At 72.8% G+C, this 25,054-nt stretch carries 23 protein-coding genes; 10 read left to right on the top strand and 13 right to left on the bottom strand.

Annotated features, from left to right (window positions below; translation table 11 throughout):
- Window positions 1-53: 53 nt before the first annotated feature.
- Window positions 54-1,568: an MFS transporter gene (locus tag ACFW6B_RS21750; protein WP_386598133.1), complete on the bottom strand. Its 1,515-nt coding sequence runs from the start codon at window positions 1,566-1,568 to the stop codon at window positions 54-56.
- A gap of 85 nt (window positions 1,569-1,653) precedes the next feature.
- Here ACFW6B_RS21750 and ACFW6B_RS21745 point away from each other — a divergent pair, with 85 nt between their 5' ends.
- Entirely contained in the window at window positions 1,654-2,067 is a 414-nt protein-coding gene (locus tag ACFW6B_RS21745; protein WP_386598132.1) for a MarR family winged helix-turn-helix transcriptional regulator, read from the top strand.
- 59 nt (window positions 2,068-2,126) lie between these two features.
- Here the strand turns inward: ACFW6B_RS21745 and ACFW6B_RS21740 are convergent, their stop codons facing one another.
- The 4 genes from ACFW6B_RS21740 to ACFW6B_RS21725 all read right to left on the bottom strand — a co-directional run bounded on the left by ACFW6B_RS21740 (window position 2,127) and on the right by ACFW6B_RS21725 (window position 7,234).
- Window positions 2,127-2,885, bottom strand: coding sequence for a maleylpyruvate isomerase family mycothiol-dependent enzyme (locus ACFW6B_RS21740; protein WP_386598131.1), 759 nt, complete (start codon window positions 2,883-2,885; stop codon window positions 2,127-2,129).
- Window positions 2,886-3,077: 192 nt separating this feature from the next.
- Window positions 3,078-4,244, bottom strand: coding sequence for an MFS transporter (locus tag ACFW6B_RS21735; RefSeq protein WP_386598130.1), 1,167 nt, complete (start codon window positions 4,242-4,244; stop codon window positions 3,078-3,080).
- A 339-nt stretch (window positions 4,245-4,583) separates the two neighbouring features.
- Complete coding sequence (locus ACFW6B_RS21730) at window positions 4,584-6,029, bottom strand: glyceraldehyde-3-phosphate dehydrogenase (protein ID WP_386598129.1); 1,446 nt, start codon at window positions 6,027-6,029, stop codon at window positions 4,584-4,586.
- Window positions 6,030-6,454: 425 nt separating this feature from the next.
- Window positions 6,455-7,234, bottom strand: a complete 780-nt coding sequence (locus ACFW6B_RS21725; protein WP_386598128.1) for a DeoR/GlpR family DNA-binding transcription regulator — start codon at window positions 7,232-7,234, stop codon at window positions 6,455-6,457.
- A gap of 123 nt (window positions 7,235-7,357) precedes the next feature.
- Between ACFW6B_RS21725 and ACFW6B_RS21720 the strand changes: the two genes are divergently transcribed.
- The 3 genes from ACFW6B_RS21720 to ACFW6B_RS21710 all read left to right on the top strand — a co-directional run bounded on the left by ACFW6B_RS21720 (window position 7,358) and on the right by ACFW6B_RS21710 (window position 10,964).
- A complete protein-coding gene (locus ACFW6B_RS21720; RefSeq protein ID WP_386598127.1) occupies window positions 7,358-8,239 on the top strand; it encodes an SIS domain-containing protein in 882 nt (293 codons plus the stop codon).
- Between the two features lie 192 nt (window positions 8,240-8,431).
- A complete protein-coding gene (locus ACFW6B_RS21715; RefSeq protein ID WP_386598126.1) occupies window positions 8,432-9,310 on the top strand; it encodes a ketose-bisphosphate aldolase in 879 nt (292 codons plus the stop codon).
- A gap of 421 nt (window positions 9,311-9,731) precedes the next feature.
- Window positions 9,732-10,964, top strand: a complete 1,233-nt coding sequence (locus ACFW6B_RS21710; RefSeq protein ID WP_386598125.1) for an MAB_1171c family putative transporter — start codon at window positions 9,732-9,734, stop codon at window positions 10,962-10,964.
- A gap of 15 nt (window positions 10,965-10,979) precedes the next feature.
- On the opposite strand, the gene ACFW6B_RS21705 is transcribed toward ACFW6B_RS21710, so the two are convergent.
- Window positions 10,980-12,377: an FAD-dependent oxidoreductase gene (locus ACFW6B_RS21705; RefSeq protein WP_386598124.1), complete on the bottom strand. Its 1,398-nt coding sequence runs from the start codon at window positions 12,375-12,377 to the stop codon at window positions 10,980-10,982.
- Between the two features lie 189 nt (window positions 12,378-12,566).
- Window positions 12,567-13,721, bottom strand: a complete 1,155-nt coding sequence (locus ACFW6B_RS21700) for a methyltransferase (RefSeq protein WP_386598123.1) — start codon at window positions 13,719-13,721, stop codon at window positions 12,567-12,569.
- A gap of 59 nt (window positions 13,722-13,780) precedes the next feature.
- Here ACFW6B_RS21700 and ACFW6B_RS21695 point away from each other — a divergent pair, with 59 nt between their 5' ends.
- Complete coding sequence (locus ACFW6B_RS21695) at window positions 13,781-14,440, top strand: alpha-ketoglutarate-dependent dioxygenase AlkB family protein (protein WP_386598218.1); 660 nt, start codon at window positions 13,781-13,783, stop codon at window positions 14,438-14,440.
- 84 nt (window positions 14,441-14,524) lie between these two features.
- Window positions 14,525-15,763 (top strand): ROK family protein, encoded by a 1,239-nt coding sequence (locus ACFW6B_RS21690; RefSeq protein ID WP_386598122.1) that lies wholly within the window; start codon window positions 14,525-14,527, stop codon window positions 15,761-15,763.
- A gap of 33 nt (window positions 15,764-15,796) precedes the next feature.
- Here the strand turns inward: ACFW6B_RS21690 and ACFW6B_RS21685 are convergent, their stop codons facing one another.
- From ACFW6B_RS21685 to ACFW6B_RS21675, 3 genes are all read right to left on the bottom strand, one after another.
- On the bottom strand, window positions 15,797-16,717 hold the full coding sequence (locus tag ACFW6B_RS21685; RefSeq protein ID WP_386598217.1) for a phosphotriesterase: 921 nt from the start codon (window positions 16,715-16,717) through the stop codon (window positions 15,797-15,799).
- The gene (locus tag ACFW6B_RS21680; RefSeq protein ID WP_386598121.1) at window positions 16,714-17,298 is read right to left on the bottom strand and encodes a DUF4865 family protein; all 585 of its coding nucleotides are present in this window, start codon (window positions 17,296-17,298) and stop codon (window positions 16,714-16,716) included. The genes ACFW6B_RS21685 and ACFW6B_RS21680 overlap by 4 nt, the downstream gene beginning before the upstream one ends.
- A gap of 67 nt (window positions 17,299-17,365) precedes the next feature.
- Complete coding sequence (locus ACFW6B_RS21675; protein WP_386598120.1) at window positions 17,366-17,941, bottom strand: TetR/AcrR family transcriptional regulator; 576 nt, start codon at window positions 17,939-17,941, stop codon at window positions 17,366-17,368.
- 201 nt (window positions 17,942-18,142) lie between these two features.
- On the opposite strand from ACFW6B_RS21675, the gene ACFW6B_RS21670 reads away from it, so the two are divergent.
- Genes ACFW6B_RS21670 through ACFW6B_RS21660 form a run of 3 tightly spaced genes read left to right on the top strand, consistent with a single transcriptional unit; the run spans window position 18,143 to window position 21,761 of the window.
- Entirely contained in the window at window positions 18,143-18,448 is a 306-nt protein-coding gene (locus tag ACFW6B_RS21670; protein ID WP_386598119.1) for an SHOCT domain-containing protein, read from the top strand.
- Window positions 18,445-19,203 (top strand): ABC transporter ATP-binding protein, encoded by a 759-nt coding sequence (locus ACFW6B_RS21665; RefSeq protein WP_386598118.1) that lies wholly within the window; start codon window positions 18,445-18,447, stop codon window positions 19,201-19,203. The genes ACFW6B_RS21670 and ACFW6B_RS21665 overlap by 4 nt, the downstream gene beginning before the upstream one ends.
- On the top strand, window positions 19,200-21,761 hold the full coding sequence (locus ACFW6B_RS21660; protein WP_386598117.1) for an ABC transporter permease: 2,562 nt from the start codon (window positions 19,200-19,202) through the stop codon (window positions 21,759-21,761). Before ACFW6B_RS21665 ends, ACFW6B_RS21660 begins: the two co-directional genes overlap by 4 nt.
- A 62-nt stretch (window positions 21,762-21,823) precedes the next feature.
- Here the strand turns inward: ACFW6B_RS21660 and ACFW6B_RS21655 are convergent, their stop codons facing one another.
- Window positions 21,824-22,339 (bottom strand): ATP-binding protein, encoded by a 516-nt coding sequence (locus ACFW6B_RS21655; protein WP_386598116.1) that lies wholly within the window; start codon window positions 22,337-22,339, stop codon window positions 21,824-21,826.
- A gap of 315 nt (window positions 22,340-22,654) precedes the next feature.
- Entirely contained in the window at window positions 22,655-22,978 is a 324-nt protein-coding gene (locus tag ACFW6B_RS21650) for a hypothetical protein (RefSeq protein WP_386598115.1), read from the bottom strand.
- Window positions 22,979-23,318: 340 nt separating this feature from the next.
- Between ACFW6B_RS21650 and ACFW6B_RS21645 the strand changes: the two genes are divergently transcribed.
- Complete coding sequence (locus tag ACFW6B_RS21645; protein WP_386598114.1) at window positions 23,319-24,443, top strand: PLP-dependent cysteine synthase family protein; 1,125 nt, start codon at window positions 23,319-23,321, stop codon at window positions 24,441-24,443.
- Window positions 24,444-24,479: 36 nt separating this feature from the next.
- Here ACFW6B_RS21645 and ACFW6B_RS21640 read toward each other — a convergent pair whose 3' ends face one another.
- Window positions 24,480-24,959: an SRPBCC family protein gene (locus ACFW6B_RS21640; RefSeq protein WP_386598112.1), complete on the bottom strand. Its 480-nt coding sequence runs from the start codon at window positions 24,957-24,959 to the stop codon at window positions 24,480-24,482.
- Window positions 24,960-25,054: the final 95 nt, after the last annotated feature.

Raw genomic sequence — 25,054 nt, 5'->3', positions numbered from 1 at the left:
GCGGCGGGCGCCGGGCGGCGCCCCCCCCCCCCCCCCCCCCACGCCGGAGGGGGTCACCGGTCGTGGACGCCCACCCGCTCCGACTCCGGCTCCGTCGACGGTTCGCCGGACGGGGCGGACGGGTCGAGCCGGCCGGAGCCGGTGACGACGACCGACTCGCGCGGGCGCCGTGCGCGCAGGCCGGGCAGGGTGATCAGCAGGCCCGCCAGGGCGATGCCGGTCACCACCACCAGGCCGGTCCGGTAGCTGTCGAGGACGTCCTCGGGCGATGACCCACCGGAGGAGTTCGCGGTGACGACGGCCGTCACGACCGCGAGGAAGAGCGCGCCGCCGACCTGTACGGAGGTGTTGAGCAGGCCCGAGACCATGCCCTGCTCGTGGTCGTCGACGCCGTTGGTCGCCTGGATGTTGAGGGACGGGAAGACGAGGGCGCACGCGGCGCCGATCAGCAGCATGGTCGGCAGGACGAGCGTCACGTAGACCGGGTCGAGGTCGACGCGAAGGAACAGCGCGTACCCGGCGACCATCAGGGCGAAGCCCGTCGCGATGAGCCGGGGCGTGCCGAACCGGTCGACGACGGCCCCCACCTTCGTCGAGGACAGGGCGACCAGCGCGCCGGCCGGCAGGAAGGCGAGCGCGGTGTGCAGGGCCGACCAGCCGAGCAGCGACTGCATGTACAGCGTGACGAGGAACTGGAAGCCGACGTACGAGCCGAAGAACGCCATCGCGCCGAGCTGGGCCCGGACCTGACTGCCGGAGCGCAGCACGCCGAGCCGGATCAGAGGGCTCGGGCTGCGCCGCTCGACGGCGGTGAAGACGGCGAGCAGCACGGCGACGGCCAGGAAGGACAGCAGGGTCCGGGCCGATCCCCAGCCGGCTTCGGGAGCCTGGACGACGGTGAAGACGAGCAGCAGCATCGAGGCGGTGCCGATGACGGCGCCGGGGATGTCGTAACCGCCCTGGTTCTTCTCGCGCTCGCTGCGCGGGATGAGCCTCAGGCCCGCGAACAGGGCGATGACGGCGATGGGCGCGGGGAGCAGCATGGTCAGCCGCCAGCTCGCCTCGGTGAGCAGGCCGGACAGGACCAGTCCCATGGAGAATCCGGTGGCCGCGCAGGTGGTGTAGATCGAGAGGGCGCGATTGCGCAGCGGTCCCTCGGCGAACGTCGTGGTGATGATCGACAGGCCCGCGGGCGCGGTGAACGCTGCGCTGAGGCCCTTGATGAAGCGGCTGGCGATCAGCAGGGGGCCGGAGTCGACGAGACCGCCGAGCAGTGAGGCGAGCGCGAACACCGCGAGGGCCACCAGGAAGACCTGGCGGCGGCCGAGCAGGTCGGCGGTGCGACCGCCGAGGAGCAACAGCCCGCCGTACCCCAGGATGTAGCCGCTGACGATCCATTGGAGCGTCGAGGTGGAGAGGCCGAGGTCCGAGCCGATGGACGGCAGCGCCACGCCGACCATCGACACGTCCAGCGCGTCCAGGAACATGGCGGCGCAGAGCACGAGCAGGGTGCCCCACAGCCGGGGGGTCCAGCGTCCCGGCACGGGGTGGGTGAGCGGAGAGGTCATGCCGTCGACAGTACATGCGCATGCATTCAATGCAAATGCATTTAATTCCGATGCAACAAATTCGGTTCTTTGCTACGGTGCGTGCATGGCGGCCGAGAACGTGGAACGAGGGCTCGTTGACCAGTGGCGCGGCATCCTGGCGACGCATGCCCGCACCGTCTGCGAACTCGACCGCGAGCTGCATCCCCACGGCCTGGGAGCCAGTGACTTCGAGGTCCTCGACCTGCTGACGACGGGTACCGCGGCGGACGGCGGGGCCAGTTTCCGCGTCCAGGAGATCTCCGACCGGGTCCACCTCAGTCAGAGCGCCCTGTCCCGGCTGATCGGACGCCTGGAGAAGGAGGGTCTCGTGGCGCGCGGAATGTGCGCCGAGGACCGGCGGGGCGTGCGTGTGTGCGCCACGCCGAAGGGACGCCGACTGCACGGCGAGGTGCTGCCGTTGCAGCGCGCGGTCCTGGCCCGGATGCTGGCGGGGGATCCGGCGGCGTCAGGCGGTTGACCGGGCTCTCCGGCCGGCCGTGCCGGCCGCTCCGGAGCTCCCGGTGTCGAACGTGCTCCTCAGCTCCAGTTGATGCCGGACTTCTCCCGCCACAGGGCGGCGAGCGCGGTGTCGCCGGTCACGTCGGGGAAAGGGGCACGGTTCCACAGGGCCAGGTACAGCTGTTCGGCCGTTCCCGCCAACTCGCAGTCCGCGACCGGGCTCTCGGCGGTGCCCGGATCCCCGGCCCGTTCGCTGAGCGGTCGTTCCGACGACAGGCGCACGGTCCACACGGCGTCCGGGCGGTCCGTGGCGCGCACGCGCAGCACGCGGGGTTCTTCGGTGCGCACCCTGCTCTTGTCCCGCGCGTGGAACCCGCGCAGCAGCTCGTCGATCCCGTCGACCGCGAAGTCCGGGGCGACGGTGCCGGGTTCCCCGCCGAGCGCCGACTCGGCGTCGACCCGGTGCACGGTGGTCTCGTGGGCCTGTCGGCGCGCCCAGAAGGCCAGGGGCGAGGGGGCGGGCAGGAAGCTCCAGCACCGCACGTCGGGCGAGGCGCCGGCCAGTGTGTCCACGAGCCGGCGGTGCCCGTCGCGGAACCAGGTCAGCAGTTCGTCGTGGTCCAGATCCGGCAGGCCGCCGTCGGGGTGGTCCGATGTGTGTCCCTCGGCGACGAACGCGGTGGCCCAGCGGTGGACCATGCCCGTGTGCCGCACCAGATCCCTGATCCGCCAGCCGGGGCAGGTCGCGACCTCGGCGTCCACCCCGGCCTTCTCCGCGGCGGTGGCCAGTGCCTGGCCTTCCCGGTCCAGGGTTTCCGTGAATTCCCTCATCTCCATGCAGGGAAGTGTGCCCGACGCGGGTTCCCCGCACGGGTGCGAGGCGGCGGTGCGGGGGAGGGGAGGCCGCTTCGGCCCCTCCGGATGCGGGGGTCTGCCGGACGTGAGCCGTCCGCGCACCGCCCGTGGGCACCGGTGTGCGGGAGCGGCGGCAGGTCCCGCCGGTTCCTCTCCCGACGCCTCCGGTCCCCGTCAGCCCACGGCGGCGCGGCGGGTCGCGAATCCGATCACGGCGGCCACGGCCGCCAGCGCCGCGACGCTCGTGAGCGCCGTCGGCAGGGAGTACAGGTCGGCCATGAACCCGATCGCGGGCGGTCCGAGCAGCAGGCCTCCGTACCCGAGGGTGGAGGCGGCGGCGACCCCGTTCGCTCCGGCGAGCGCGCCGGCCCGCTCGACCGCCACGGGGAAGACGTTGGCGAGGCCGAGTCCGGTGACGGCGAAGCCGAGGAGCGCCGCCCAGACGGAGGGCGCGAGAGAACCGAGCAGCATGCCGAGCGAGGCCGTCGTGCCGCCGACGACCAACGTGCGGGTCCGGCCCAGCCGTTCGAGCAGCGCGGTCCCGCTCAGCCGGCCGATCGTCATGGCGAGGGCGAAGCAGGAGTACCCGGCGGCGGCGGTTCCCGGGTGCGCGCCCAGGTCCTGCTGCAGATGGAGCGCGCCCCAGTCCGCGAGCGCGCCCTCGCCGTACGCGGTGCACAGGGCGATCAGCCCGAAGACCACCACCAGGCCACGGGTGCGGGTGCCGGCGAGGGGGCGCCCCCCGGATGCGACGCCCTGCGGGCGGTCCGGCGGCACCGGGACGCTCTCGCGGAGCAGCGCGCGTCCCGCGACGCAGGTCACGAGCAGGCTGACGAGGGCGATGCCGAGCAGATGGCGCGTCGGTGACAGGTACCCGGCGACCAGCCCGCCGAGACCCGCTCCGAGCATGCCGCCGAGACTGTAGGCCCCGTGGAAACCGGGCATCAGGGGGCGCCGTAGCGCGGCCACGAGATCGACGGCCGCGCTGTTCATGGCGACGTTCATACCGCCGTATCCCACGCCGAAGACCAGCAGGAACAGCCCGAGGAGCGGGACCGAGCGGGCGAGCGGGGGCAGGACGATGCTCAGTGACAGCAGCACCGCGCAGGCCACGGTCACCGGGTGGCTGCCGAACCGCCGGCAGAGCCGTCCCGTCAGCGTCATGGTGATCACGGCTCCGGCGGAGACGCCGAGGAGGGCGAGCCCGAGGGTGCCGGCGGAGGCGCCGGTCTGGTGCTTGATGGCGGGGATGCGGACGACCCAGCCGGCGAAGACGAAGCCGTCGAGGGCGAAGAAGACGGTGAGGACGATGCGGAGTCGGGTGAGGGAACGATCGGGCACGACGGTGTGCGGACCGGTTTTGTTTATTAGCGGCACAAACTCACGGTAGGCGGTCGCCGTGCTCGGGGCAAGAGGGTGGCGGGCAGGGGCGGCGGCCCGGGACCCGAGGGGGCGCGGTGGGGTGAATGCGCTGGTGGGGACGGGTGGGGTCCGCCGGTGTGGAGCGTGTCCTCGGCAAAGACCGAGGGCCGCCGTCCGGATCACGGATGGCGGCCCTCGGTGTGGGTCGCGGCCCTCGGAGCGGGGCGCGGTTCTGGCTGTCGCACCGGTCAGGCGCTCGGTGCGACCGTCATGGTGTCCCCCGTCGGCTCAGGAGGAGGGGCGGGGGCGGGGCGGTTCTCAGGCCGCGGGAGCCGGGAAGGTCGGGTACTCCACCCCGGAGACGTGCTGGACGACGCGGATGACCTGGCAGGAGTAGCCGAACTCGTTGTCGTACCAGAGGTAGAGGATCGCGTTGTCGTCCTCGACCTTGGTGGCGCCGGCGTCGACGATCGAGGCGTGGCGCGAGCCGATGAAGTCGCTGGACACCGCGTCGGGAGCGCTGATGAAGTCGATCTGGCGCTTGAGCGGCGAGGTCAGCGAGACGTTGCGGAGGTAGTCGAGGACCTCCTCGCGGGTGGTCGCGCGGCCCAGGCGCAGGCTGAGGATCGCGATCGAGACGTCCGGGACCGGAACGCGGATCGAGCTTCCGGTGATGGGCGCCTTGAGGTCGGGCAGCGCCTTGGCGACCGCGGAGGCGGCACCCGTCTCGGTGATGACCATGTTGAGCGGCGCGGAGCGGCCCCGGCGGTCGGAGCTGTGGTAATTGTCCAGCAGGTTCTGGTCGTTGGTGAACGAGTGGACGGTCTCCACGTGGCCGCGCAGGACGCCGTACTCCTCGGCCATCGCCTTGAGCGGCGGCACGATCGCGTTGGTGGTGCAGGAGGCGCAGGACAGGATCTGCTCGTCCGGCTTGATCGTGTCGTGGTTGACGCCGTGCACGATGTTGGGGACGTCGCCCTTGCCCGGGGCGGTGAGGACGACCTTGTCGATCCCGGGGCGCAGATGCTTCGACAGGCCCGCGCGGTCGCGCCACTTGCCGGTGTTGTCGATGAGGATGGCGTCCTTGATGCCGTACGTGGTGTAGTCGATCTCGGACGGGTCGCCGGCGTAGATGACCTTGATCTCGTTGCCGTTGGCGATGATCGTGCTGTTCGCCTCGTCGACGGTGATCGTGCCCTGGAACTGGCCGTGGATCGAGTCGCGGCGCAGCAGCGAGGCGCGCTTGACGATGTCCTGCTCACCGCCCTGGCGCACGACGATGGCGCGCAGGCGCAGGCCGTTGCCGGAGCCGGTCTTCTCGATGAGCAGCCGGGCGAGCAGCCGGCCGATGCGGCCGAAGCCGTAGAGGACGACGTCACGCCCCTCGCGGCGCTCGGTCTTGTTCTCGCCGGTGGCACCGGAGACCGCCTCGGCGGTGAACTCCTCGACGGACAGGCCGCGGTCGTCGGCCCGGTACGTCGCGGCGAGCATGCCGATGTCGATCTGGGACGGGCCGAGATCCAGCGTGGTGAGCGTCTGGAGGAACGGCAGGGTGTCGGTGACCGAGAGCTCCTCCCCGGCGATCTGCCGGGCGAAACGGTGGGTCTTGAGGATGCTCACCACCGACTTGTTCACCAGGGAGCGGCTGTGCAGGAGAACGGTGACGTCCTGCTCCCGGTGCAGCCTCCCGATGATGGGGATCATCGACTCCGCGATCTCTTCGCGGGTCTTCCAGTTGGTGAACGCGTCGTCGTTGACAGTCACAGGAATCATCTTTCGAGCTAGGTGGCGCTCATATGGTAACCGGACCCTCGTTCTGACGTTCATGCGGTGTCCACCCAGGGGGTGGCCGGCGTCCGCCGGCGCGTCCGTGGCGTGGAGGGGGAAGTGGGGGCGGGGGCGGGCTGATGCCGCTCGTGGGGCCCGACGGGACGGGTGTGCGCCACTCGTGGAACCCGGTGGGACGGGTGGGGCGGGCGCTGCCCGTTCGACCCAACGGGCGGGAGGGTGCCGTCGGTTGAACCTGACGGGGGCGAGTGCTGTCTGCCGGGCTCGCGGGGCGGGCGGGCGCCGTGGCCGGGCTCGACGGGGCGGGCGGGCGCCGTCCGCCGAGTCCGAGGGGGGCGGGTGTCGTCCGCCGGGTCCTGGCGTTCAGGCGCGGGTGATCGTCCGGTGGGACTGCCGGAAGGTCATACGGCCATGACCTCGATCCCCGCCTCCCTGAACCGTGCGATCGTCTCGGGTCCTGCCGCCGCGTCCGTGACCAGCGTGTCCACCGACTCGGCCGCGCAGATGCGGGCGAACGCGCGCTGCCCCAGTTTGCTGGAGTCGGCGGCGACGATCACGCGCTCGGCCCGCTCGCACAGGAGACGGTTGATCGCCGCCTCCGCCTCGTCGTGGGCGGCGGCACCGTGCGTGGCGTCGAACGCGACCACGCCGAGCACCGCGACGTCCAGGGTGATCTGCTGGAGCACGGCGTCCGCCAGCGGCCCGATCAGCTCGTACGACTGCGGCCGGGCGACCCCGCCGGTCGCCACGATCTTGAACTGGGGGCGCACGGCGAGCTCGTTCGCGATGTTCAGCGCGTTCGTGACCACGGTCAGGGCGGGAGAGCCCGATGCCAGGTCCGGACGCACGGCGAGGGCGCGGGCCACCTCGGTCGTCGTGGTGCCGCCGGTGAGGCCCACCGCCTCGCCGGGCGCGACGAGGTCGGCGACGGCCTTCGCGACGCGCTGCTTCTCCGGAGCGTGCCGGGCGGTCTTGTAGCGCAGGGGGAGTTCGTAGGAGACGCCGTGCACGACCGCTCCGCCCCGGGTGCGTACGAGCATCTGCTGCTCGGCGAGCTGGTCGAAGTCGCGCCGGATCGTCGCCGCCGAGACCTCCAGCCGCACCGCGGCCTCCTCGACATCCAGCCGGCCCCGCTCCACGAGCAGTTCCAGCAGCGCCTTCCACCGGGCGTCCCGCGACATCAGCGCCCTCCATTCCTCGCTCCTCCGCGACCTTAACGCACCTCATCACGCGCCCGGATGCTTGATTGTGCTCGAAAGCTCGCTATATCTTGCAGAAACGAGCATCAGTGAGAGGGGTAGGGCATGACGCATGTCGAGGACGAGCTGAGCAGCCAGCCCGAGTGCTGGATCCGCGCCGCCGACGAGGCGGCGGAGCACGCGGCCGCGCTCCCGACGGCGGGGGAACGCGTCGCGATCGTGGGGTGCGGGACCTCCTTCTTCATGGCGCAGGCCGCGGCGGTGCTCCGCGAACGGTCCGGGCAGGGGGAGACGGACGCCTTCGCGGCCTCGGAGTTCCCCGCGGGCCGCTCGTACGACCGCGTGGTCGCCCTGACGCGCTCCGGGACGACCACCGAAGTGCTCGGACTCCTCGGCCGGTTGCGCGGGCGGACCCGTACGACCGCCGTCACCGCAGATCCGCACACGCCCGTGACGGACTTTGCGGACGACGTCGTGGTGCTCGGCTTCGCCGACGAGCGGTCCGTCGTGCAGACCCGTTTCGCGACGACCGCGCTCACCCTGCTCCGCGCCCATCTCGGCCTGCACGACGACACCGTCGTCGCCGACGCGCGCACCGCGCTCGACACCCCGCTGCCCGAAGGGCTCGTCGGCTGCTCGCAGTTCACCTTCCTCGGCCGCGGGTGGAGCGTCGGACTCGCCGGCGAGGCCGGGCTCAAGATGCGGGAGGCGTCCCTCGCCTGGGCCGAGGCCTACCCCGCGATGGAGTACCGGCACGGCCCCATCAGCGTCACGACCCGCGGCACCGCCACCTGGATGCTCGGCGAAGCACCCGAGGGGCTGGCCGAACAGGTCCGCGGGACCGGCGGGCTGTGGGTGGACGGCGGCCTCGACCCGCTCGCCGAACTCGTCCGCGCCCAGCGCCTCGCCGTCGCCGTCGCCGCGGCGCGGGGCCTCGATCCCGACCGGCCCCGCCACCTCACCCGCTCGGTGATCCTCGGCCACTGAACTCGCCGGGCCCGCCGAAGCGCCGCGGTCCCGGGCCGCCGGAACCGCCGGAGCCACCGGAACACCGGGTCCCCGGCCCGCCGAACCGGCAAGAGCCCCGAGTTCCCGAAGCCCCGAGTCGCCGAGCTGCCGCGGCCGTTGATCCGGCTCGATCCCCCGGGGAACTCGACACCCCATGGAACAGGAGGAGTTGTGCCCCTCGCAGCAACCGGTGAGCTGGTCGCCCGGACCTCCGGGGCCCGGACCGCCGTCGCCGCCTTCAACGTCATCACCCTGGAACACGTCGAGGCCGTCATAGCGGGGGCGGAGTCGGCCGGCGCGCCCGTCGTCCTCCAGGTCAGCGAGAACGCGGTCAGGTTCCGCAACGGCAGGCTGCTCCCGCTGGCCCGTGCCGCGACCGCCGCCGCCGAACGGGCCTCCGTGCCCGTCGCGTTGCACCTCGACCACGTACGGAGCGACGACCTGCTGCGCCAGGCGCCCGGCGCCGGGTTCAGCTCCGTCATGTACGACGCCTCGCACCTGCCCTACGCGGACAACCTCGCCACCACCCGCGCCGCCGCCGACTGGGCGCACTCCCGAGGACTCTGGATCGAGGCGGAGTTGGGCGAGATCGGCGGCAAGAACGGCGAGCCCCCGCGGGACGCGCACGCGCCCGGAGCCCGCACCGACCCCGCGGAGGCCCGCGCCTTCGTGGCCGACTCCGGCGTGGACGCGCTGGCCGTGGCGATCGGCAGCTCGCACGCGATGACCACCCGGACGGCGGCCCTCGACCACGGCCTCCTCGGGCGCCTGGCCGCCTCCCTCCGCGTCCCCCTCGTCCTGCACGGTTCCTCAGGACTGCCCGACGAGGAGCTCCGGGCGGCCGTCGAGGGCGGTATCGCCAAGATCAACGTCGGGACCGCGCTGAACATCGCGATGACGGGGGCGATCCGGGAGTTCCTCGCCGCCAGCCCCGAGGCCGTGGACTCACGGAAGTACCTGGGCGCGGGACGGGAGGCGATGGCGCGCACCGTGGCGGGACTCCTCGGCGTGCTGCGCGGTGAGCGCCGCCCGGATACCGCTACAGGCTGATATGCACCCCGAAGCGGTCGTTCCGTGGGCGTGGGGCCCGGCGGAAGGCGCTTTCCACGCATGTGCTTTTGCACCGACGGCAGTTCGAGCGGTCGACAAGATGGCTAGGCTGAACAACTATGAGGAGGCCGAAAGGGCACGGCGCGCTCGCGGGTGAACCTTCGCCCCGTCGGCCGCCCGGGCACGTGTCCGTATGCCCCCATGGGCGCGGGGAGCAGGAGTTTGCGGTGTTTTCGGGGCAGGACCGGCACCGGGCCGGGCGCAGGACGGAGAAGGCCTTGAGCGGTCAACTTCTGGCCGGTATTCGTATGCCGGCGCGCGGCGACGGGGTGTACACCCTGGTGAACGGGGCGATGCCCGGACCCGGTCCGCGCCCCCGCGCGCATCGGGGACCGGCCCCCCGTGCGGCGTTGGGCCCGATGTGAGCGGACTCATCTACTACCTGGCCGCCGCCGTCCTCTGGACGGGACTCGCCGCCCAGCTGCCCGATCTGCGCCGGCACCCCAAGGACCCGCTCAAGCGGTCGTTCTGCGCCGTCATCCTGCTGTCGGGACTCTGTTTCGTGCTCGGCGCGCCGCCCACCGTCGCCCTCGTCAACAGCCTCACGGGGATCCCGAACGTGGCGGCGCCGCTGACCTACGGCGCGGTGACCGCCTTCGGCGCGGCCTCGCTCATCCTCATCGTGCACTGGCGGGGCAACGACCCCGTCCAGGTGCGGCGCACGTCGCGGGCGTGGCTGTTCAGCTACCTGGGAGTGATCGCCGCCGAGGGCGTGCTGTTCTCGCTGGGTGACGCGCCGGTCGAGCGCCGGGCCGACTTCGACACCTACTACGCCTCGACGCCGTTCGTCCGGGAGATGATCGTGCTGTATCTGGTGGCGCACATGGTGGCCGCGGTGACGACGACCGTGCTGTGCTGGAGCTGGACGGGGAAGGTGAGGCGCTGGACCCGGGGCTCGTTGGTCCTGCTCGTCCTGGGCTGGCTGTTCACCAGCGCCTACAGCGTCGTCAAGTTCGTCGCGCTGACCGCCCATTGGCTCGGACACCACTGGGACAGCCTCAGCACCAGCGTCGCACCCCTGGTGGCCGTCGGTTCCTGTCTGGCCTCGGCCGGCTACATCCTTCCCCTCGTCGGTCCGCGCGTCGATTCGGCCGTCACGTTCGTGCGCCTGCGTCCGCTGTTCCAGCTGCTGGCGGGACCGACCGGCCGCCGGCGCTGCACGGGCGCGCTGCCGTGGCGGATGATCGGAGACGTGGAACTGCGGCTCACCACGAGGGAGACCGCCATCCGCGACGGCCTCAAGCGGCTCGCGGGACAGCTCGACGACCAGGTCCGCAGCCGCGCCTACCGGGACGCCCTGGCCGCGGGGTCCTCAGCGGCGGAGGCCGAGGCGATCGGGACGGCCGCGATGGTCGCCGTGGCCGCTCTCGCCGAGACGCCGACTCCCATGGCGGAGCCCGGCACCATCGGCATCTCGGTCGGTGACGTGGACGTGGTCGTCTCGGTCGGCACGCGCGTGCGACGTCCGGCGGCCGGTTCACGGTCCCTGGACACGGGCCAGCCGTCCCTGCTGAGCCTGTCCAAGGCGGTGCGCACCCCGATCGTCGATGCCGCGGTCCAGTCCCGCAGGACCGCGGTGCGGCAGCCGTCCTGACCGCACCCGCCGCCGTCACACGGCGAGCGGGCCCATGGAGTCGACGAAGGAGCTCTCCCGCGGGGTCAGCGGCGGGCCGGCGAGGGGCTCCATGACGGGCCCCTTCAGCGTTGCCACGAGCAGTTCGGAGGACACGAGGCGGGCGGCGTCGGCCTGGAGCGTGATGACCCTGCACATGGCCGCGGACACGGGGTACGAGGTGGTGGCCACGCGGGCCATCCGGCCCATGTAGCGGCTGAGGAGGCGGTCCACCAGCGTCGGGGCCTTGCCGACGACCTCGGGGAACCACTGGTCCTGCGACGTGCTCATCGTGTAGGCGGCCGAGACGGACTTGGCGGCCGCCCGCTGGACGTCGTGGGCGAAGCCCGGAGCGGTGACGTCGGTCTGCCGCAGCTGCCGGCTCAGTGCCAGGGCGCCCAGGGCCGCGACGGACATGCCCTGGCCGTAGACGGGGTTGAAGGTCGCGACGGCGTCACCGAGCACGACCAGGCCCTCGGGCATGGCGGCCTTCTCGAACTCGCGGCGCCGGTTGCGGGTGCTGCGGCTGAGGAACACCTCGCCGAGCGGCTCCGCGGCGGAGACGAGCTGACCTATGAGCGGGTGGCGCAGGCCGAGGGCGAAGTCGGTGAACGCCTCGGGATCGGTGGTGGGTTCGCCGCCGCGGGTGCCCGCGAGGCTGACCAGCCAGCGGTCTCCCTCGATCGGCACGAGGTTCCCGGAGCGCCCCGGCCGGCCGGCGGTCGGGTCCGCCTCGACCTGCGTCAGCGGGAAGTCCTCCGCGCCCCTCGGGACGCGGAAGACCCGGCTGGCGTAGACGAGTCCGGAGTCGACCTCGTCGGTGGGCACGTCCGTCACGCCGAGGCCCTCGAGCCAGTGCTCGACGCGGGAACCCCGCCCGCTCGCGTCGACGACGAGATCCGCGCGCAGGTCCTCCTGGATGCCGTCGGCGAGAACGCGTACACCGGTGACGCGTTCCGCGGTTCCCAGCAGGGACACCGCCTCGGCCCGGCGGACCACGACGGGAGTGGTGCCCAGTACCGCGTCACGCAGGGTCCAGTCGAGCAGGTCGCGGCTGCAGCAGGTGAGCAGCAGGTCCTCGGCCACGGTCGGCCAGCGCCGGTACCAGCCCTGCGGACCAAAACCCAGCATGTCGGTCAGGGACTGCTCGCGGGCTCCCGAGGCGAGCAGACGTCCGTGCACGTTCGCCACGGGAAGCAGTTCCTGGATGGCGTCGCGCCCGCTGGGCAGCAGGATGTGGGCGTGCCGCGCCTGGGGGACCCGCTTGCGCGGGGACGGTCCGTCGGGCAGTTCGTCGCGCTCCAGGACGATCACTTCGTCCATGGACCGGAACAGGGCCGCGGAGGCGAGCATGCCGGCCACGCTCCCGCCGATGACGACAGCGCGGCGCGACATGTCTCCCCCAGTTGGTTGTCATTGGTGATCGGCATCACTCTACGGTTGTACGCGCAGGTGTCCAGAGGTGATCAAGAAGTAAGTGGAACGCGTCCTCTGCCAGGAGCGCGGCAGCTCTCGGCGAGAAGCGCGCCGGCTCCCGGTGAGGAGCTCGGACCTCTCCCCGGGCCGGTCGGCCCCGTCGTCGCGCTACCGCCCGGCGTCCTTCTTCACGGCCCTGAGGATCACGAACTTCGCGTCTCCCGCGACCAGTTCGCTGTTGCCGAAGAGCCGGCGCAGCTTCATGTGGTAGCCGAGGTGGCGATTGCCGATCACCCACAGCTCGCCACCCGGCCGCAGCGCGCGCCGGGCGTCCGAGAACATCCGCCAGGAGGTCGTGTCCGTCATGGCCTGGTGGGAGTGGAACGGGGGATTGTTCAGGACGAGGTCGACGCTCCCGGAAGGGACGCCTTCCAGCCCGTCGGCGACGCGGAACTCGGCCCTGCCGTCGGCGTTCGCCCGGTAGGTCGCCTCCGCCGAGGCCACCGCCTGGTACGACTCGTCGGCGAACAGCACCTCGGCCTCGGGGTTGGCGAGCGCCATGGCCGTACCGAGCACGCCGTTGCCGCAGCCCAGGTCCACCACCCGTTCCGCATCCTGGCTGCGCGGCAGGTGCGCCAGGAAGAAGCGGGTGCCGATGTCGAGGCGGTCGGCGCAGAAGACGCCCGCGTGGTTGACGACCGTGCGGCCGGAGACCGGGCCGACGTCGTCGGGCAGCCGGTAGCTGTACGGCCAGGGGTTGGCCTTCCGGGCGATCCCCCGGAGCGGGGTGCAGAAGATCAGCCGGGCCTTCTTCTCGGCCAGCGACGTGCGCGTCGGACCGAGGATCCGCTCGAAGAGGTGCAGCGTCGAGGTGTGGATCTCCTTGACCATCCCGGTGCCGACGACGACCGTGCCCTCGTGCACGCCGGGCGCCAGCCGGTGCAGCTGGTCCTCCAGCAGGGCGAGGCTCTTGGGCACCCGTACGAGCAGCACGTCGATCCGCTCGGGAGGCGGGTCCTGGGTCGTGAGGAGCCGGACCGCGGACTCGTCGGCACCGGCCCGCGCCAGGTTCGAGCGGGTCGCCTCCCGTGCCAGGTGGGAGTCGGTGATCTGCGTCGGCCGCCGCGTGGACAACGCCGTGGTGAGCGCGCCCCACCGGTCGCCGACGATCACGACCGGACCCGTCAGCGGGGTGCCGCTCTCCGCGAGGTGCCGCAGCAGGTACGTGTCGGCGGCGTCCCAGGCGCGCAGCCGGTCGCGGGGGTCCTCGGGGAAGCGGGCGAGTTCGTACTCGCCCCAGGGTGTCGTCATCCGGTCGTTCATGGTGGGTCAAGGCTAAGCGACCCGGCCGCCCGGGGTGCGCGAGGATGGGGGGCATGTCGATGGACGCGGAACTGTTCCCGCGCGGCAGGAGGGAGATCGCGCCCGGCGCCGTGCACCTCCCGGACTGGCTGGACGCCGGACGCCGGCGGCACCTGCTGGAGGCCTGCCGCGGCTGGGCCCGTCCGCCGGCGGGTCTGCGGACCGTCCGCACCCCCGGCGGCGGCACGATGACCGCGCGGCAGGTGTGCCTGGGCTGGCACTGGTACCCGTACGGCTACGCGCGGACGGTGGTCGACGGCGACGGTGCGCCGGTGAAGCCCTTCCCCGGCCGGCTCGGCGAGCTGGCCCGCGAGGCGGTCACGGACGCCCTGGGCGCGGATCCGTCCGCCGTGTACGACATCGCGCTGATCAACTTCTACGGCGCCGACGCCCGCATGGGCATGCACCGCGACGGCGACGAGGCGTCCGACGCCCCGGTCGTGTCGCTGAGCCTGGGCGACACCTGCGTCTTCCGGTTCGGCAACACGGAGTCCCGGACACGGCCGTACACCGACATCGAGCTGCGCAGCGGCGACCTCTTCGTGTTCGGCGGCCCGTCACGGCTCGCGTACCACGGAGTGCCGAAGGTGTACGCGGGCACTGCGCCGACCGAGTTGGGGCTGACCGGGCGGCTGAACCTCACGCTCCGGGCGAGCGGTTTCCCGCCGGAACCGGTGTGACGGCGGCGGACGCCGTCACGGTCGCGCGGAGGCCGCCGTGACCGGACGGGCCCCGTGCGAGCGGATCATGGGAGACTCGCCCTCATGAACGGCAAGGCGGGCCCCCGGGCGGCGGGGGAAGGCAGCACGCGGACACGGCTCGACCGGGGGCGCGGAGCGCTCGGACCGGCGCTGGAACTCGTGCACACCGGGCGCGCGCCGACGCGTGCCGTGCTCACCGCCGAGCTCGGTGTCACCCGGGCGACCGCGGGCGCGGTGGCCGCGGAGCTGGAGGCGCTGGGACTGATCCGGGTCGACGCGCGGCCCGGTGCCGCCGCCGGTTCGCAGGGGCGGCCCTCGCACCGGCTGGAGGTCGCCGACGACGGGCCCGTCGCGCTGGCCGCGCAGGTGCACGCCGACGGGTTCCGCGCCGCGCTGGTCGGTCTCGGCGGCCGGATCGTCGCGACCGCTCCCGGCTGCGAGACCGTCGACGCCGATCCGGCGAAGGTGCTCGGTTCGGTCGTCGACGCGGGCGCCGAACTGCTCCGCGAGACCGGGCGCCGCTGCGTGGGCGCCGGGCTCGCCGTGCCGTCGGCCGTCGCCGAACCCGAAGGACTCGCGCTCAACCCCCTGCACCTGGCCTGGCCCGCCGGCGCCCCCGTCCGGGAGATCTTCGCCGAGCGGGTGCGCGCGGCCGGGATCGAGGGGCCGGCGTTCGCCGCCAACGACGTCAACCTCGCCGCCCTCGCCGAGCACCGGCACGGAGCGGGCCGGGGCGCCCGCGACCTGCTGTGCGTGGCCACCGGACACCGGGGCGTCGGCGGTGCCCTGGTGCTCGACGGGCGTCTGCACACCGGCAGTTCGGGGCTCGCCCTCGAAGTCGGCCACCTCACGGTCAATCCCGAGGGCCGCCCCTGCCACTGCGGAAGCCGTGGCTGCCTCGACGTCGAGGCCGACCCGCTGGCCTTCCTCACCGCGGCCGGCCGGGCCCCCGGCCCCGAGGTGTCGCTGCTCCAGCAGTCCAACGAGCTGATCCGTGACGAGAGTTCCGACCCTGCCGTCCGCACGGCCATCGAGGCGATGATCGACCGGCTGGGCCTCGGCCTCGCGGGTCTCGTCAACATCCTCAACCCGGACCGCATCATCCTCGGCGGACTGCACCGCGCCCTGCTGGACGCCGACCCCGACCGGCTGCGCGCCGTCGTCGCCGACCGCAGTCTGTGGGGGCGGAGCGGCGGGGTCCCGATCCTCGCCTGCACCCTGGACCACAACAGCCTGGTCGGCGCGGCCGAGTTGGCCTGGCAGCCGGTGCTCGACGACCCGCTCAAGGCGCTGCCGGTCTGACCTCCACGAGCGCCGGACGAGGGGACGTGACCCTCACGAACGCCAGGCGACGGCGAAGGCGCGGCCGGCGTTCTCGGTGAGGATCCGGTCCACCAGCTCCTTCCCCAGGGCGAGTTCGAGCCTCGGACGGACGCGGCGCAGCAGATACGGCATTCCCGGGCCGCCGTCGGCCGAGCGGGCCGCCGCGGTCGTCGTGTCGCCGCCGAGCAGCAGCCGGTCGCCGAAACCGGCGTCGGCGAGGGCGCGCAGGGCATCCGGCATGCGCCAGTCGGTGGCGTGGTTGGCGCGGGAGGGGCCGTCGAAGGCGAGGTAGGCGCCCGCCGCGGCGGCCTCGCGCTGCACCACGAGGTCCGGGGAGCGGTTGAGGTGGCCCAGGATCACGCTGTGCGGCGGGACGCCCGACTCGCCGCACAGCAGGTCCAGTACGTCGAGCGCGCCGGTGCCCAGTTCCAGGTGCACGGCGATCGGCGCACCGGTCGCGTGGTGGGCCTCGGCGGCGGCGCTCATCGTCCAGCGGGCGTGCGCGTCCAGGGCGTGGAAGCCGCCCGCGACCTTGATCAGCCCGGCCCGGACCCCGGTCGTCCCGATGCCCGTCGTGAGCTCGGCCACGAAGACGTCGGCCAGTCTTCCGCGCAGCTCTCCCAGCAACCGCGGTGTGTAGTGGGCCGCCTGGTGCAGTCCGGTCGCCGCGACGACACGGACCCCGGTGTCGCGGGAGACCGCCGGCAGGTCCGCGGCCCGCCTGCCGAGCCCGTACGGCGTCCACTGGACCACGGCGGCGCCGCCCTGCGCGCGGAACGCGGCCAGTTCGGCCCGCGCGGCGGACGCGTCCCACAGTTCCTGGCCCGGGAGCAGGGGACTGGCGAGGAAGAGGTGGTCGTGCGCGTCGCACACCCCGAGGTCCTCGGGGAGCACATCACCCAGGACCGTACGGACCGCGGCCGCCGGGCTCACCACTGCCGGCCCCGGGGCAGCCGGTCGCGGCCGGGTTCGGACACGTGCAGCACCTGGAAGACCTCGCCCGGCGCCGTCGGCCGGTCGTGGTCCCAGAGCGAGAAGTGCACGACCTCCCAGTGCCGCGGATCGACGGCGGCACCGGCGCACACCGCCCCCTCCAGCCCGGCCAGCCGCCCGGCCTCGCGCACCGCCTCCTCCATCGCCCCGGACAGTTCCACACCCTCCGCCACGGGCCGGCGGCGGCGGACTGCGGCCCTGGCCGGCGATCCCGCGGCGCCGCCCTCCTCGTACGCGAGACCGGTCCAGTGCTGCACCACGGGGCGCCCGAAGTCGTTCACCAGACCTTGGAACGCCCCGCCCCAGAGGAAGGAGTTCATGCCCTCGACGGTGTCCCACAGGTAGAACGGCGCGTACTGGTTGACCGGGGAGCCGTCCACCCCGCGCTCGCGCATCAGATATGCCTTGACGCCGAGGCCGTCCCACGCGTCGAGCCGGTGGCCGACGCGGGCGACGCGGTCCCGGACGACGGTCATGTCGTAGTCGGCGGGAAACGTGATCTCGTACTGCAGGGCGTGCACGGGAAGGTCCTTCCTGGAATTCGTGAAAGGCGCGGAGGCCGGCCCGTCGGCCGGCGGCGCGGCGGTGTCAGCGGACGGGTGCCAGCAGGGCGAGCAGCCCCCGGACCGCCGTGTCGAAGGCGGCCGGCGAACCGGAGGCGCGCGCCAGGACGTAGCCGCCCTGGACGGTCGCGAGGATCGTCGAGGCGATCTCCCCGCTGTCGAGCACGGGCGCGAACTGCCCCTGTTCCCGGCCCTCCTCGACGACGGCGGCCAGCCGTCCGCGCAGCCGGGCCAGGGTCTCGTCGACCGGGGCGCGCAGTTCGTCGCTCGCGATCACGTCCGGGTCCATCGTGAGCCGTCCGACCGGGCAGCCGCGCAGGACGTCGCGCTCACGGCGCAGATAGGCCTCGATGCGTTCGTACGGCGATCCGGGCGGGTCGAGGACGGCCTCGGCGGCGGCCAGCGTCTCCTCGGCGGTGCGACGGATCGCGGCGAGCGCCAGGTCCGGCTTGCCGCGGAAGTGGTGGTACATGCTGCCCTGCCCCGCACCGGCGCGCTCCAGGATCGCCTTGGGGCTGGTGCCCACGTACCCGCGTTCCCACAGCAGCTCGCGAGTGGATTCGATCAACCGGTCCGGAGTGCTCATGGACCCACTGTACATACCAGTAGGTACAGAAGTGGGGAAGTCCGGTCGCCCGGGGGAGCCGACGCGCGGAGCAGCCCGGGGCGCCCGGCGTACTCCCGCGGGGGTACGCGCACGGCCGCTGGCCGTACGACGACTTCGACCCCCTTCCGGAGCGAGTCTCGAAGCACACCGAAAGATCCGCGCAGACGCGTGACCCGACCGAGGAGATGACCCGAGATGCAGACCCTGGCGCACTGGGACGGAGGCCCCGGCCCGTGGATCCTGTTCTTCCCGCTGATCTGGGCGGCCGTCGTGATCGGCGTCGTGACCGTGCTGCGGCGCACCGCCCGGCACGGACGCCGCGGCCCCTGGCGGGCGGCGGGCGGCTTCGGCCCCGGCGGGTCCGCGCCCGCCGCGGACTCGCCGATCGCCGTGCTCGGCCGCCGCTTCGCCCCCGGCGAGATCGACGAGGACGAGTACTGGCGCCGGCTGTCCGTCCTCGACGAGCAGTTCGGACGCACGGGCAAGGGCGGTGCGGCATGACCACCGCGACCGCCCGCCCGGACGCGGCACGTGTCGTCGACGCCGTGAAGGTGTACGGCGGCGGCGACACCGCCGTCCGGGCCCTGGACGGGGTGAGCGTGGGCTTCCCGGCCGGCCGTTTCACCGCGATCATGGGGCCCTCGGGCTCCGGCAAGTCCACCCTCATGCACTGCGCGGCCGGTCTCGACACCCTCACCTCGGGAGCCGCGTACATCGGCGACACCGAGCTCGGCGCCCTCGACGACCGCCGGCTGACCCTGCTGCGCCGCGACCGGATCGGCTTCGTCTTCCAGGCGTTCAACCTGGTCCCGACGCTCACCGTCGCCGAGAACATCGCCCTGCCCATGGACCTCGCGGGCGTCAAGGGGTCCCGCGAGTGGACCGACGCCCTCGTCGACGTCGTCGGACTGCGCGACCGGCTGCACCACAGGCCGGGCGAACTGTCCGGCGGACAGCAGCAACGCGTCGCCGTGGCACGGGCGTTCGCCTCGGAACCCGACGTCGTCTTCGCCGACGAACCCACCGGCAACCTCGACTCCCGCTCCGGCCAGGAAGTCCTCGGCCTCCTCGGCCGGGCGGTGCGCCGGATGGACCGTACGGTCGTCATGGTCACCCATGACCCGGTCGCCGCCGCACACGCCGACGAGGTGGTCTTCCTCGCCGACGGACGCCTCGTGGACCGGATGGAGAACCCGACGGCCGACAGGGTCCTCGACCGCATGAAGGCCTTCGACGGCAAAGGCGCGCCCGTATGAACGCCGCACTGCGCCTCAGCCTCTCGTCGCTGCGCGGCCACAAGCGCCGCTTCGCCGGGACGTTCTTCGCCGTGTTCCTCGGCGTCGCCTTCCTGGCCGGCACCCTCGTCATGGGTGACACCCTGCGCGCCGGGTTCGACACGATGTTCGGCAACGCGACCAAGGGCACCGACGCCGTCGTCCGCAGCGCCGACGTCATCACCACGCCGGGGGAGAGCCAGGGCGTCCGCGCGCCCGTCGCCACCGGTCTGGCCGGGACGGTCGGGCGCGTGCCCGGCGTCGCCGCCGCCGCGCCCGACATCCAGGGCGCCGGCCAGCTCCTCGGATCCGACCGGAAGCCCATCGGCGGACAGGGCCCGCCCACCCTCGCGGGCAACTGGATCGACGACCCGGAGCTCAACGCGTACCGGCTCGCCGAAGGCCGCGCCCCTGAGAAGTCCGGCGAGGTCGTGGTCAACCGCGGAGCCGCGAGGAAGGGCCACCTGAAGATCGGTGACACGACGGTCCTGCGCACGCCCGACCCCGTCCGGGTGACCATCGTCGGCCTCGCGACCTTCGGCGGCGAGGACGGCATGGCCCAGGTGACGTTCACCGGCATGACGCAGGCCGACGCGGAGAAGCACCTGACCGCGAGGCCCGGCGAGGCCGCGGACATCCGGGTGCGCGCCGCCCCCGGAGTCGGTCAGGACGAACTCGTCTCCGCCCTGACTCCCGTACTGCCGAAGGGGGTCGAGGCCATCACGGGACAGGAGTCCGCGCAGGAGAACACCGACATGATCTCCAGCCGGTTCCTCACCCTCTTCACCACGCTCCTGCTCGTCTTCTCCGGCATCGCGCTCCTGGTGGCGACCTTCTCCATCCACAACACCTTCGCGATCGTCGTCGCCCAGCGCACCCGCGAGAACGCCCTGCTGCGCGCCCTCGGCGCCTCGCGACGGCAGGTCACCGCCTCGACCCTGGCCGAGGCGAGCGCCGTCGCCGTGACCGCCTCGGCCGCCGGGATCGCCGGAGGCATCGGCATCGCGGCCGGACTCCAGGCGCTCTTCCCGGCCATCGGCTTCCCCTTCCCCGACGGCAGCCTGGTGATCGGCGGCCTGTCCATGCTGCTGCCGCTCGGCGTCGGCGTCGCCGTCTGTCTCGGCTCAGCCCTGCTGCCCGCGGTCCGGGCGGGACGCACGGCTCCGCTCGCCGCCCTGCGGGAGACGGCGGTCGACGAGTCCGGCGCCTCCCGCGCGCGGGCGACGGCGGGCGGGGCACTGGCCGTCCTGGCGGTGGCGCTCACCCTGACCGGTGTCCTGCTCACCCCGTCGCTGTGGCTCGCCGGACTCGGCGCCGTACTGGCCCTCGCCGCCTTCGTCGTCCTCGGCCCGGTCGCGTCCTCGGCCGCCGTACGGGTCCTCGGCGCGCCCCTCGGCGGGCTCCGCGGCGTCACGGGCCGGCTCGCCCGGCGCAACGCGCTGCGCAGCCCGAGGCGGACCGCCGCCACCGCGGGCGCCCTGATGATCGGCGTCGCCGTCGTCTCGCTGTTCACGGTCTTCGGCGCCTCGCTCAAGGCCACCATGGACCAGACGGTCTCGCGCTCCTTCGCCGGCGACGTCGCCGTCAGCACCCCGTCGTTCGGCGCGGGCGGCAGCGGACTCAGTCCCGGACTGGCCCCCGCCCTCGCGCGTCAGCCGTCCGTCGAGCACGCCGTGGGGCTGGGCAAGGGCGTCGCCGAGGTCGACGGCGAGGGCCGCGCGCTGACGGTCACCGATCCGGCCACGCTCGGCGAGGTCTTCGACCTCGGACACGTCCAGGGCTCCCTGGACGGGCTCGGCACCGACGGCATCGCGATCACCCGCGCGGAGGCGGAGAAGCGGCACCTGGCGACCGGCGACACGGCCCGTCTGACCTTCGCCGACGGGCAGCGGGCGGACTTCACCGTCCGTGCCGTCTACGGCCGTTCGGAACTCGCGGGCGACTACGTCATCAGCCGCGCCGCCTGGGCCCCGCACCGAACCCAGGACTCCGACACGCTCGTCGCCGTGTCCTTCGAGGAGGGTGTGAGCACGGCCGACGGCAAGGCGGCGGTGCAGGAGGTCGCCGAGCGGTACGGCGGTCCCGAGGTGCAGACCCGGGACGAGTACGCGCGGTCCTCGGCGTCCGGCATCGACATGATGCTGACCCTGGTCTACGCACTGCTCGCGCTCGCGGTGCTCATCGCCCTGCTCGGCATCGCCAACACCCTCACGCTCGCGATCCACGAACGCACACGGGAACTCGGTCTCCTGCGGGCCGTCGGACAGACCCGGGCGCAGCTGCGCGCCATGGTCCGCTGGGAGTCGGTCCTCGTCGCCGCGTTCGGCACGGCGGGCGGGCTCGCCCTCGGCGCCTTCCTCGGCTGGGTGCTGGTGGAGGCATCCGACGGAGCGTCGGACAGCGCCTTCGCCTTCGCGGTCCCGCCGCTGCGCCTCGCGGTGGTGGCGCTGGTGGGGCTCGGCGCCGGGGCCCTGGCGGGCCTGCGTCCGGCACGGCGGGCGGCCCGCCTCGACGTACTGCGGGCCATCGCCACGGAGTGAGCCACCCGGTGCCGTACGACGCCCGTGAGCGGACGGCGTACGGGTGGACGGTCACCGCCCGGTCAGCCGGCAACGGCCGACCGGGCGGGAGCGTGTTCCGGCCTGAGCACGTCGACGGTGTGCCGGAGCGTGACTCCGCTCGCGGTCTCGTGCGGCGGACGCAGCGAAGCCGTCAGCACGGGGGCGGACGCCGGAAGCGTGAACCACACGACCTTGCCCGACTCGCCGTCGGGCCGGACACCCCAGCTCTCGCTCACCGCCGCGACCATGGCGAGGCCGCGTCCGCAGGTGGAGCCGGTGTCGGCCTCGCGTATCACGGGAAGCCGGGGGTCGTGGTCGTGCACCGAGACCGTGAGCCGGTCGAGCAGCAGCTCGATGTCCACGGTGCAGAGCTTGTCCGGCAGGGCGTGCCGGTGGACGTTCGACAGCAGCTCGGTCACCCCGAGCGCGGCCCGGTCTATCAAGGGGTCCAGATGCCAGTAGCGCAACTGCGCAGAGACGATTCTGCGGACCTGGCCGATCCGCGACGGCAGGGCTTGGAGCTCCACCGTGCAATGCCTGCTTGGCTGGCTGATCACGGCTGCGACTCCCCGAATTGAGGTCCGGAAGAAGACGAGATCGGATCCAGCAGAGCGGCTGAGTGGAACGGCCGCCTGCTGCGATGACCGGCGGGCTGGTTCGCAGCGTTATCGCCGGTAAACCCAGAGTGATGTGACATCAGAGTGACCCAGGGGGCGCGGTCCCGCAACTCGCGGTGCTCCAGGATGAGGGGCGGGCGCGGGCGGCGCACTTCGCGGTACTCCCGGACAGGGCCGACGCACCCCGCGGCGTTCCTGGGCGGGGCCGACGCGCCTTCCGGTGTTCCCTGACGGGGCGGGCGCGGCCGGCGTGCCTCAGCCGCCGCGCCCCGCGGCCTTGCGGACCGCCTCGATGAAGCGGCGTGCCGACGGGGGCCCCGGCCGTCCGGGCGCCGGATCGTGCTCGCCCAGCGTGAGCGAGTACCGCGTGCCGTTGACGTCCGCCAACGCCCGGTCCTCGTGGGCGAACCATGGTTTCGAGGCGCGCACCGCCTGCACCGGCGCGCTGTCGATCTCGCTGCCGTAGCTGGTGAGCAGTTCCAGCCTGCCGTCGCTGATCCGGACCTGTCCGGCCCGGGTGAGCGAACGCAGCCCCTTCCCGATCCGCACGCCCGTGGCCGTGAACTCCGGCTCCGCCATGACGCTCCGCCCCCTTGTGCGCTCCGGCTGTCGATCTGTCGTGACCCGCTGTGCATCCGTGTCGGGGGCGACCGCCCCGCGCGGTGCAGTCTGCCCGCAGGTGGCGCCGAGCACCAGTGCGTATGGCGAGGTGGTGGCGGTGACGGAAGCAAAGGCCGGATGCGCCCCCCTGAACCGGGAGCCAAAGGTTCCCGGATTCGGATTCCGTGCTTCCCCCCAGGGGCGGCTTTGGGCCGCCCAAAGAGGTGTTTATGCAGGTGAGAAGCGTGCGGAAGGTGCTTATGATCGAGGCGTCCGACCAGCCGAAGCGGTGTCGGCGCCACGTGTTAGGAGCCCTCCCGTGAGCACTGTCCAGCCGATCAGGACCGGTGAGACCCTCGACGTCGACCGCAGTGACGCGGAGTACCGGAGCTGGCTCAAGGAAGCCGTGCGCAAGGTCCAGGCGGACGCGAACCGCTCGGCGGACACGCATCTGCTCCGCTTCCCGCTCCCCGAGGCGTGGGGTGTCGACCTGTACCTGAAGGACGAGTCGACCCACCCCACGGGCAGTCTCAAGCACCGCCTGGCCCGCTCGCTCTTCCTGTACGGCCTGTGCAACGGCTGGATCCGGCCCGGCCGCCCGGTCATCGAGGCGTCCAGCGGCTCGACGGCCGTGTCCGAGGCCTATTTCGCGGGGCTCGTCGGGGTGCCCTTCATCGCGGTCATGCCCCGCACGACGAGCGCCGAGAAATGCCGGCTGATCGAATTCCACGGCGGGCAGTGCCACTTCGTGGACGACTCGCGCAAGATCTACGAGGAGTCCGTCGCCCTCGCGGCCGAGACCGGCGGCCACTACATGGACCAGTTCACCTACGCGGAAAGGGCCACGGACTGGCGTGGGAACAACAACATCGCCGAATCCATTTTCCGCCAACTGGCCTTGGAGCGGTACCCGGAACCCGCGTGGATCGTCGCCACGGCCGGTACCGGCGGCACCTCGGCGACCCTCGCCCGCTACGTCCACTACATGCAGGCGGACACCCGCATCTGTGTGGCCGACCCGGACAACTCCTGTTTCTTCGAGGGCTGGACCACCGGCGATCCGGACGTCACCTGCGACCGCGGCTCGCGCATCGAGGGCATCGGCCGGCCGCGCGTCGAGCCGAGCTTCGTGCCCGGGGCCATCGACCGCATGATGAAGGTGCCGGACGCCGCGAGCGTCGCCGCCGTACGGGCCCTGGAGCAGGCCATCGGCCGCAAGGCGGGCGGCTCGACCGGCACCGGTCTGTGGAGCGCCCTGAAGATCGTCGCCGAGATGGTGGCCGAGGGGCGCAGGGGAAGCGTGGTGACGCTCCTGTGCGACCCCGGCGACCGCTATCTCGACAAGTACTACTCGGACGAGTGGCTGGCCGAACAGGGCCTGGACATCGCGCCGTACATGGCGGCGATCAACTCCCTTCTGGAGACGGGCGTCTGGCCGGCCTGACTCCGGACGGCGCCGCTCCGGGCCGGTGCCGGGGTCTCAGGCGGGCGCCGACGCGAGCCGCCTGTCCAGCGCCGTCACCGCGCCGCGGAAGAAGCGTCCCAGACCGCTCCGCCCCATGGTGAGTGCCGCCCGGAACACGGCGGTTCCGTCGGCGGCGAAGGTCCACTGCACGCGCGTGCCCGTGCCCGCCGGCGTCAGCCGCCACTCCTCGACCAGGGCGCGGAGCCCCGGCGCGTTCGTGGCGTCCGCCCGGTAGGTGTACACCTCGGGAGCCTCGCTGACCAGTATGGTCTCCTCGAAACGCGTTCCACCGCGCAGCCGCACCTCGCGACCGGTGCCGTCGGCGGAGGGACGGGCGAGGGTCACCGCCGAGAACCACTCGCTCCAGCCCGGCACGTCCTCGGCGAGCGCGGAGAAGACGGCTCCGGGAGGAGCCGCGACCTCCCGCGCGAACACCAGACGCAGCGGGGCGGTCCCGACGAAGTCGGTTCCCACCGGACGCAGTCGACGTGCCATGAATCCAACCCCCTCGGGACGACCGGATCCCGGTCCTCGTGAACGAGCGCCGGTGACGGCCCGCGCCGCCGGTGCGACCGGAGGCACGGGCGGCG

This window comes from Streptomyces sp. NPDC058751, from assembly GCF_042746485.1.
In the GTDB taxonomy this organism is placed as follows: domain Bacteria; phylum Actinomycetota; class Actinomycetes; order Streptomycetales; family Streptomycetaceae; genus Streptomyces.
The sequence above is the reverse complement of the archived record's forward strand: the minus strand, read 5'-3'. Positions and strand labels throughout refer to the sequence as shown.

Excerpts from the sequence above, each read along its gene's own strand:
- ACFW6B_RS21750 (WP_386598133.1), bottom strand. The coding sequence starts at position 1,568 with ATGACCTCTCCGCTCACCCACCCCGTGCCGGGACGCTGGACCCCCCGG.
- ACFW6B_RS21745 (WP_386598132.1), top strand. The coding sequence starts at position 1,654 with ATGGCGGCCGAGAACGTGGAACGAGGGCTCGTTGACCAGTGGCGCGGC.
- ACFW6B_RS21740 (WP_386598131.1), bottom strand. The coding sequence starts at position 2,885 with ATGGAGATGAGGGAATTCACGGAAACCCTGGACCGGGAAGGCCAGGCA.
- ACFW6B_RS21725 (WP_386598128.1), bottom strand. The coding sequence starts at position 7,234 with ATGTCGCGGGACGCCCGGTGGAAGGCGCTGCTGGAACTGCTCGTGGAG.
- ACFW6B_RS21720 (WP_386598127.1), top strand. The coding sequence starts at position 7,358 with ATGACGCATGTCGAGGACGAGCTGAGCAGCCAGCCCGAGTGCTGGATC.
- ACFW6B_RS21705 (WP_386598124.1), bottom strand. The coding sequence starts at position 12,377 with ATGTCGCGCCGCGCTGTCGTCATCGGCGGGAGCGTGGCCGGCATGCTC.
- ACFW6B_RS21700 (WP_386598123.1), bottom strand. The coding sequence starts at position 13,721 with ATGAACGACCGGATGACGACACCCTGGGGCGAGTACGAACTCGCCCGC.
- ACFW6B_RS21695 (WP_386598218.1), top strand. The coding sequence starts at position 13,781 with ATGGACGCGGAACTGTTCCCGCGCGGCAGGAGGGAGATCGCGCCCGGC.
- ACFW6B_RS21690 (WP_386598122.1), top strand. The coding sequence starts at position 14,525 with ATGAACGGCAAGGCGGGCCCCCGGGCGGCGGGGGAAGGCAGCACGCGG.
- ACFW6B_RS21675 (WP_386598120.1), bottom strand. The coding sequence starts at position 17,941 with ATGTACAGTGGGTCCATGAGCACTCCGGACCGGTTGATCGAATCCACT.
- ACFW6B_RS21670 (WP_386598119.1), top strand. The coding sequence starts at position 18,143 with ATGCAGACCCTGGCGCACTGGGACGGAGGCCCCGGCCCGTGGATCCTG.
- ACFW6B_RS21665 (WP_386598118.1), top strand. The coding sequence starts at position 18,445 with ATGACCACCGCGACCGCCCGCCCGGACGCGGCACGTGTCGTCGACGCC.
- ACFW6B_RS21660 (WP_386598117.1), top strand. The coding sequence starts at position 19,200 with ATGAACGCCGCACTGCGCCTCAGCCTCTCGTCGCTGCGCGGCCACAAG.
- ACFW6B_RS21650 (WP_386598115.1), bottom strand. The coding sequence starts at position 22,978 with ATGGCGGAGCCGGAGTTCACGGCCACGGGCGTGCGGATCGGGAAGGGG.
- ACFW6B_RS21640 (WP_386598112.1), bottom strand. The coding sequence starts at position 24,959 with ATGGCACGTCGACTGCGTCCGGTGGGAACCGACTTCGTCGGGACCGCC.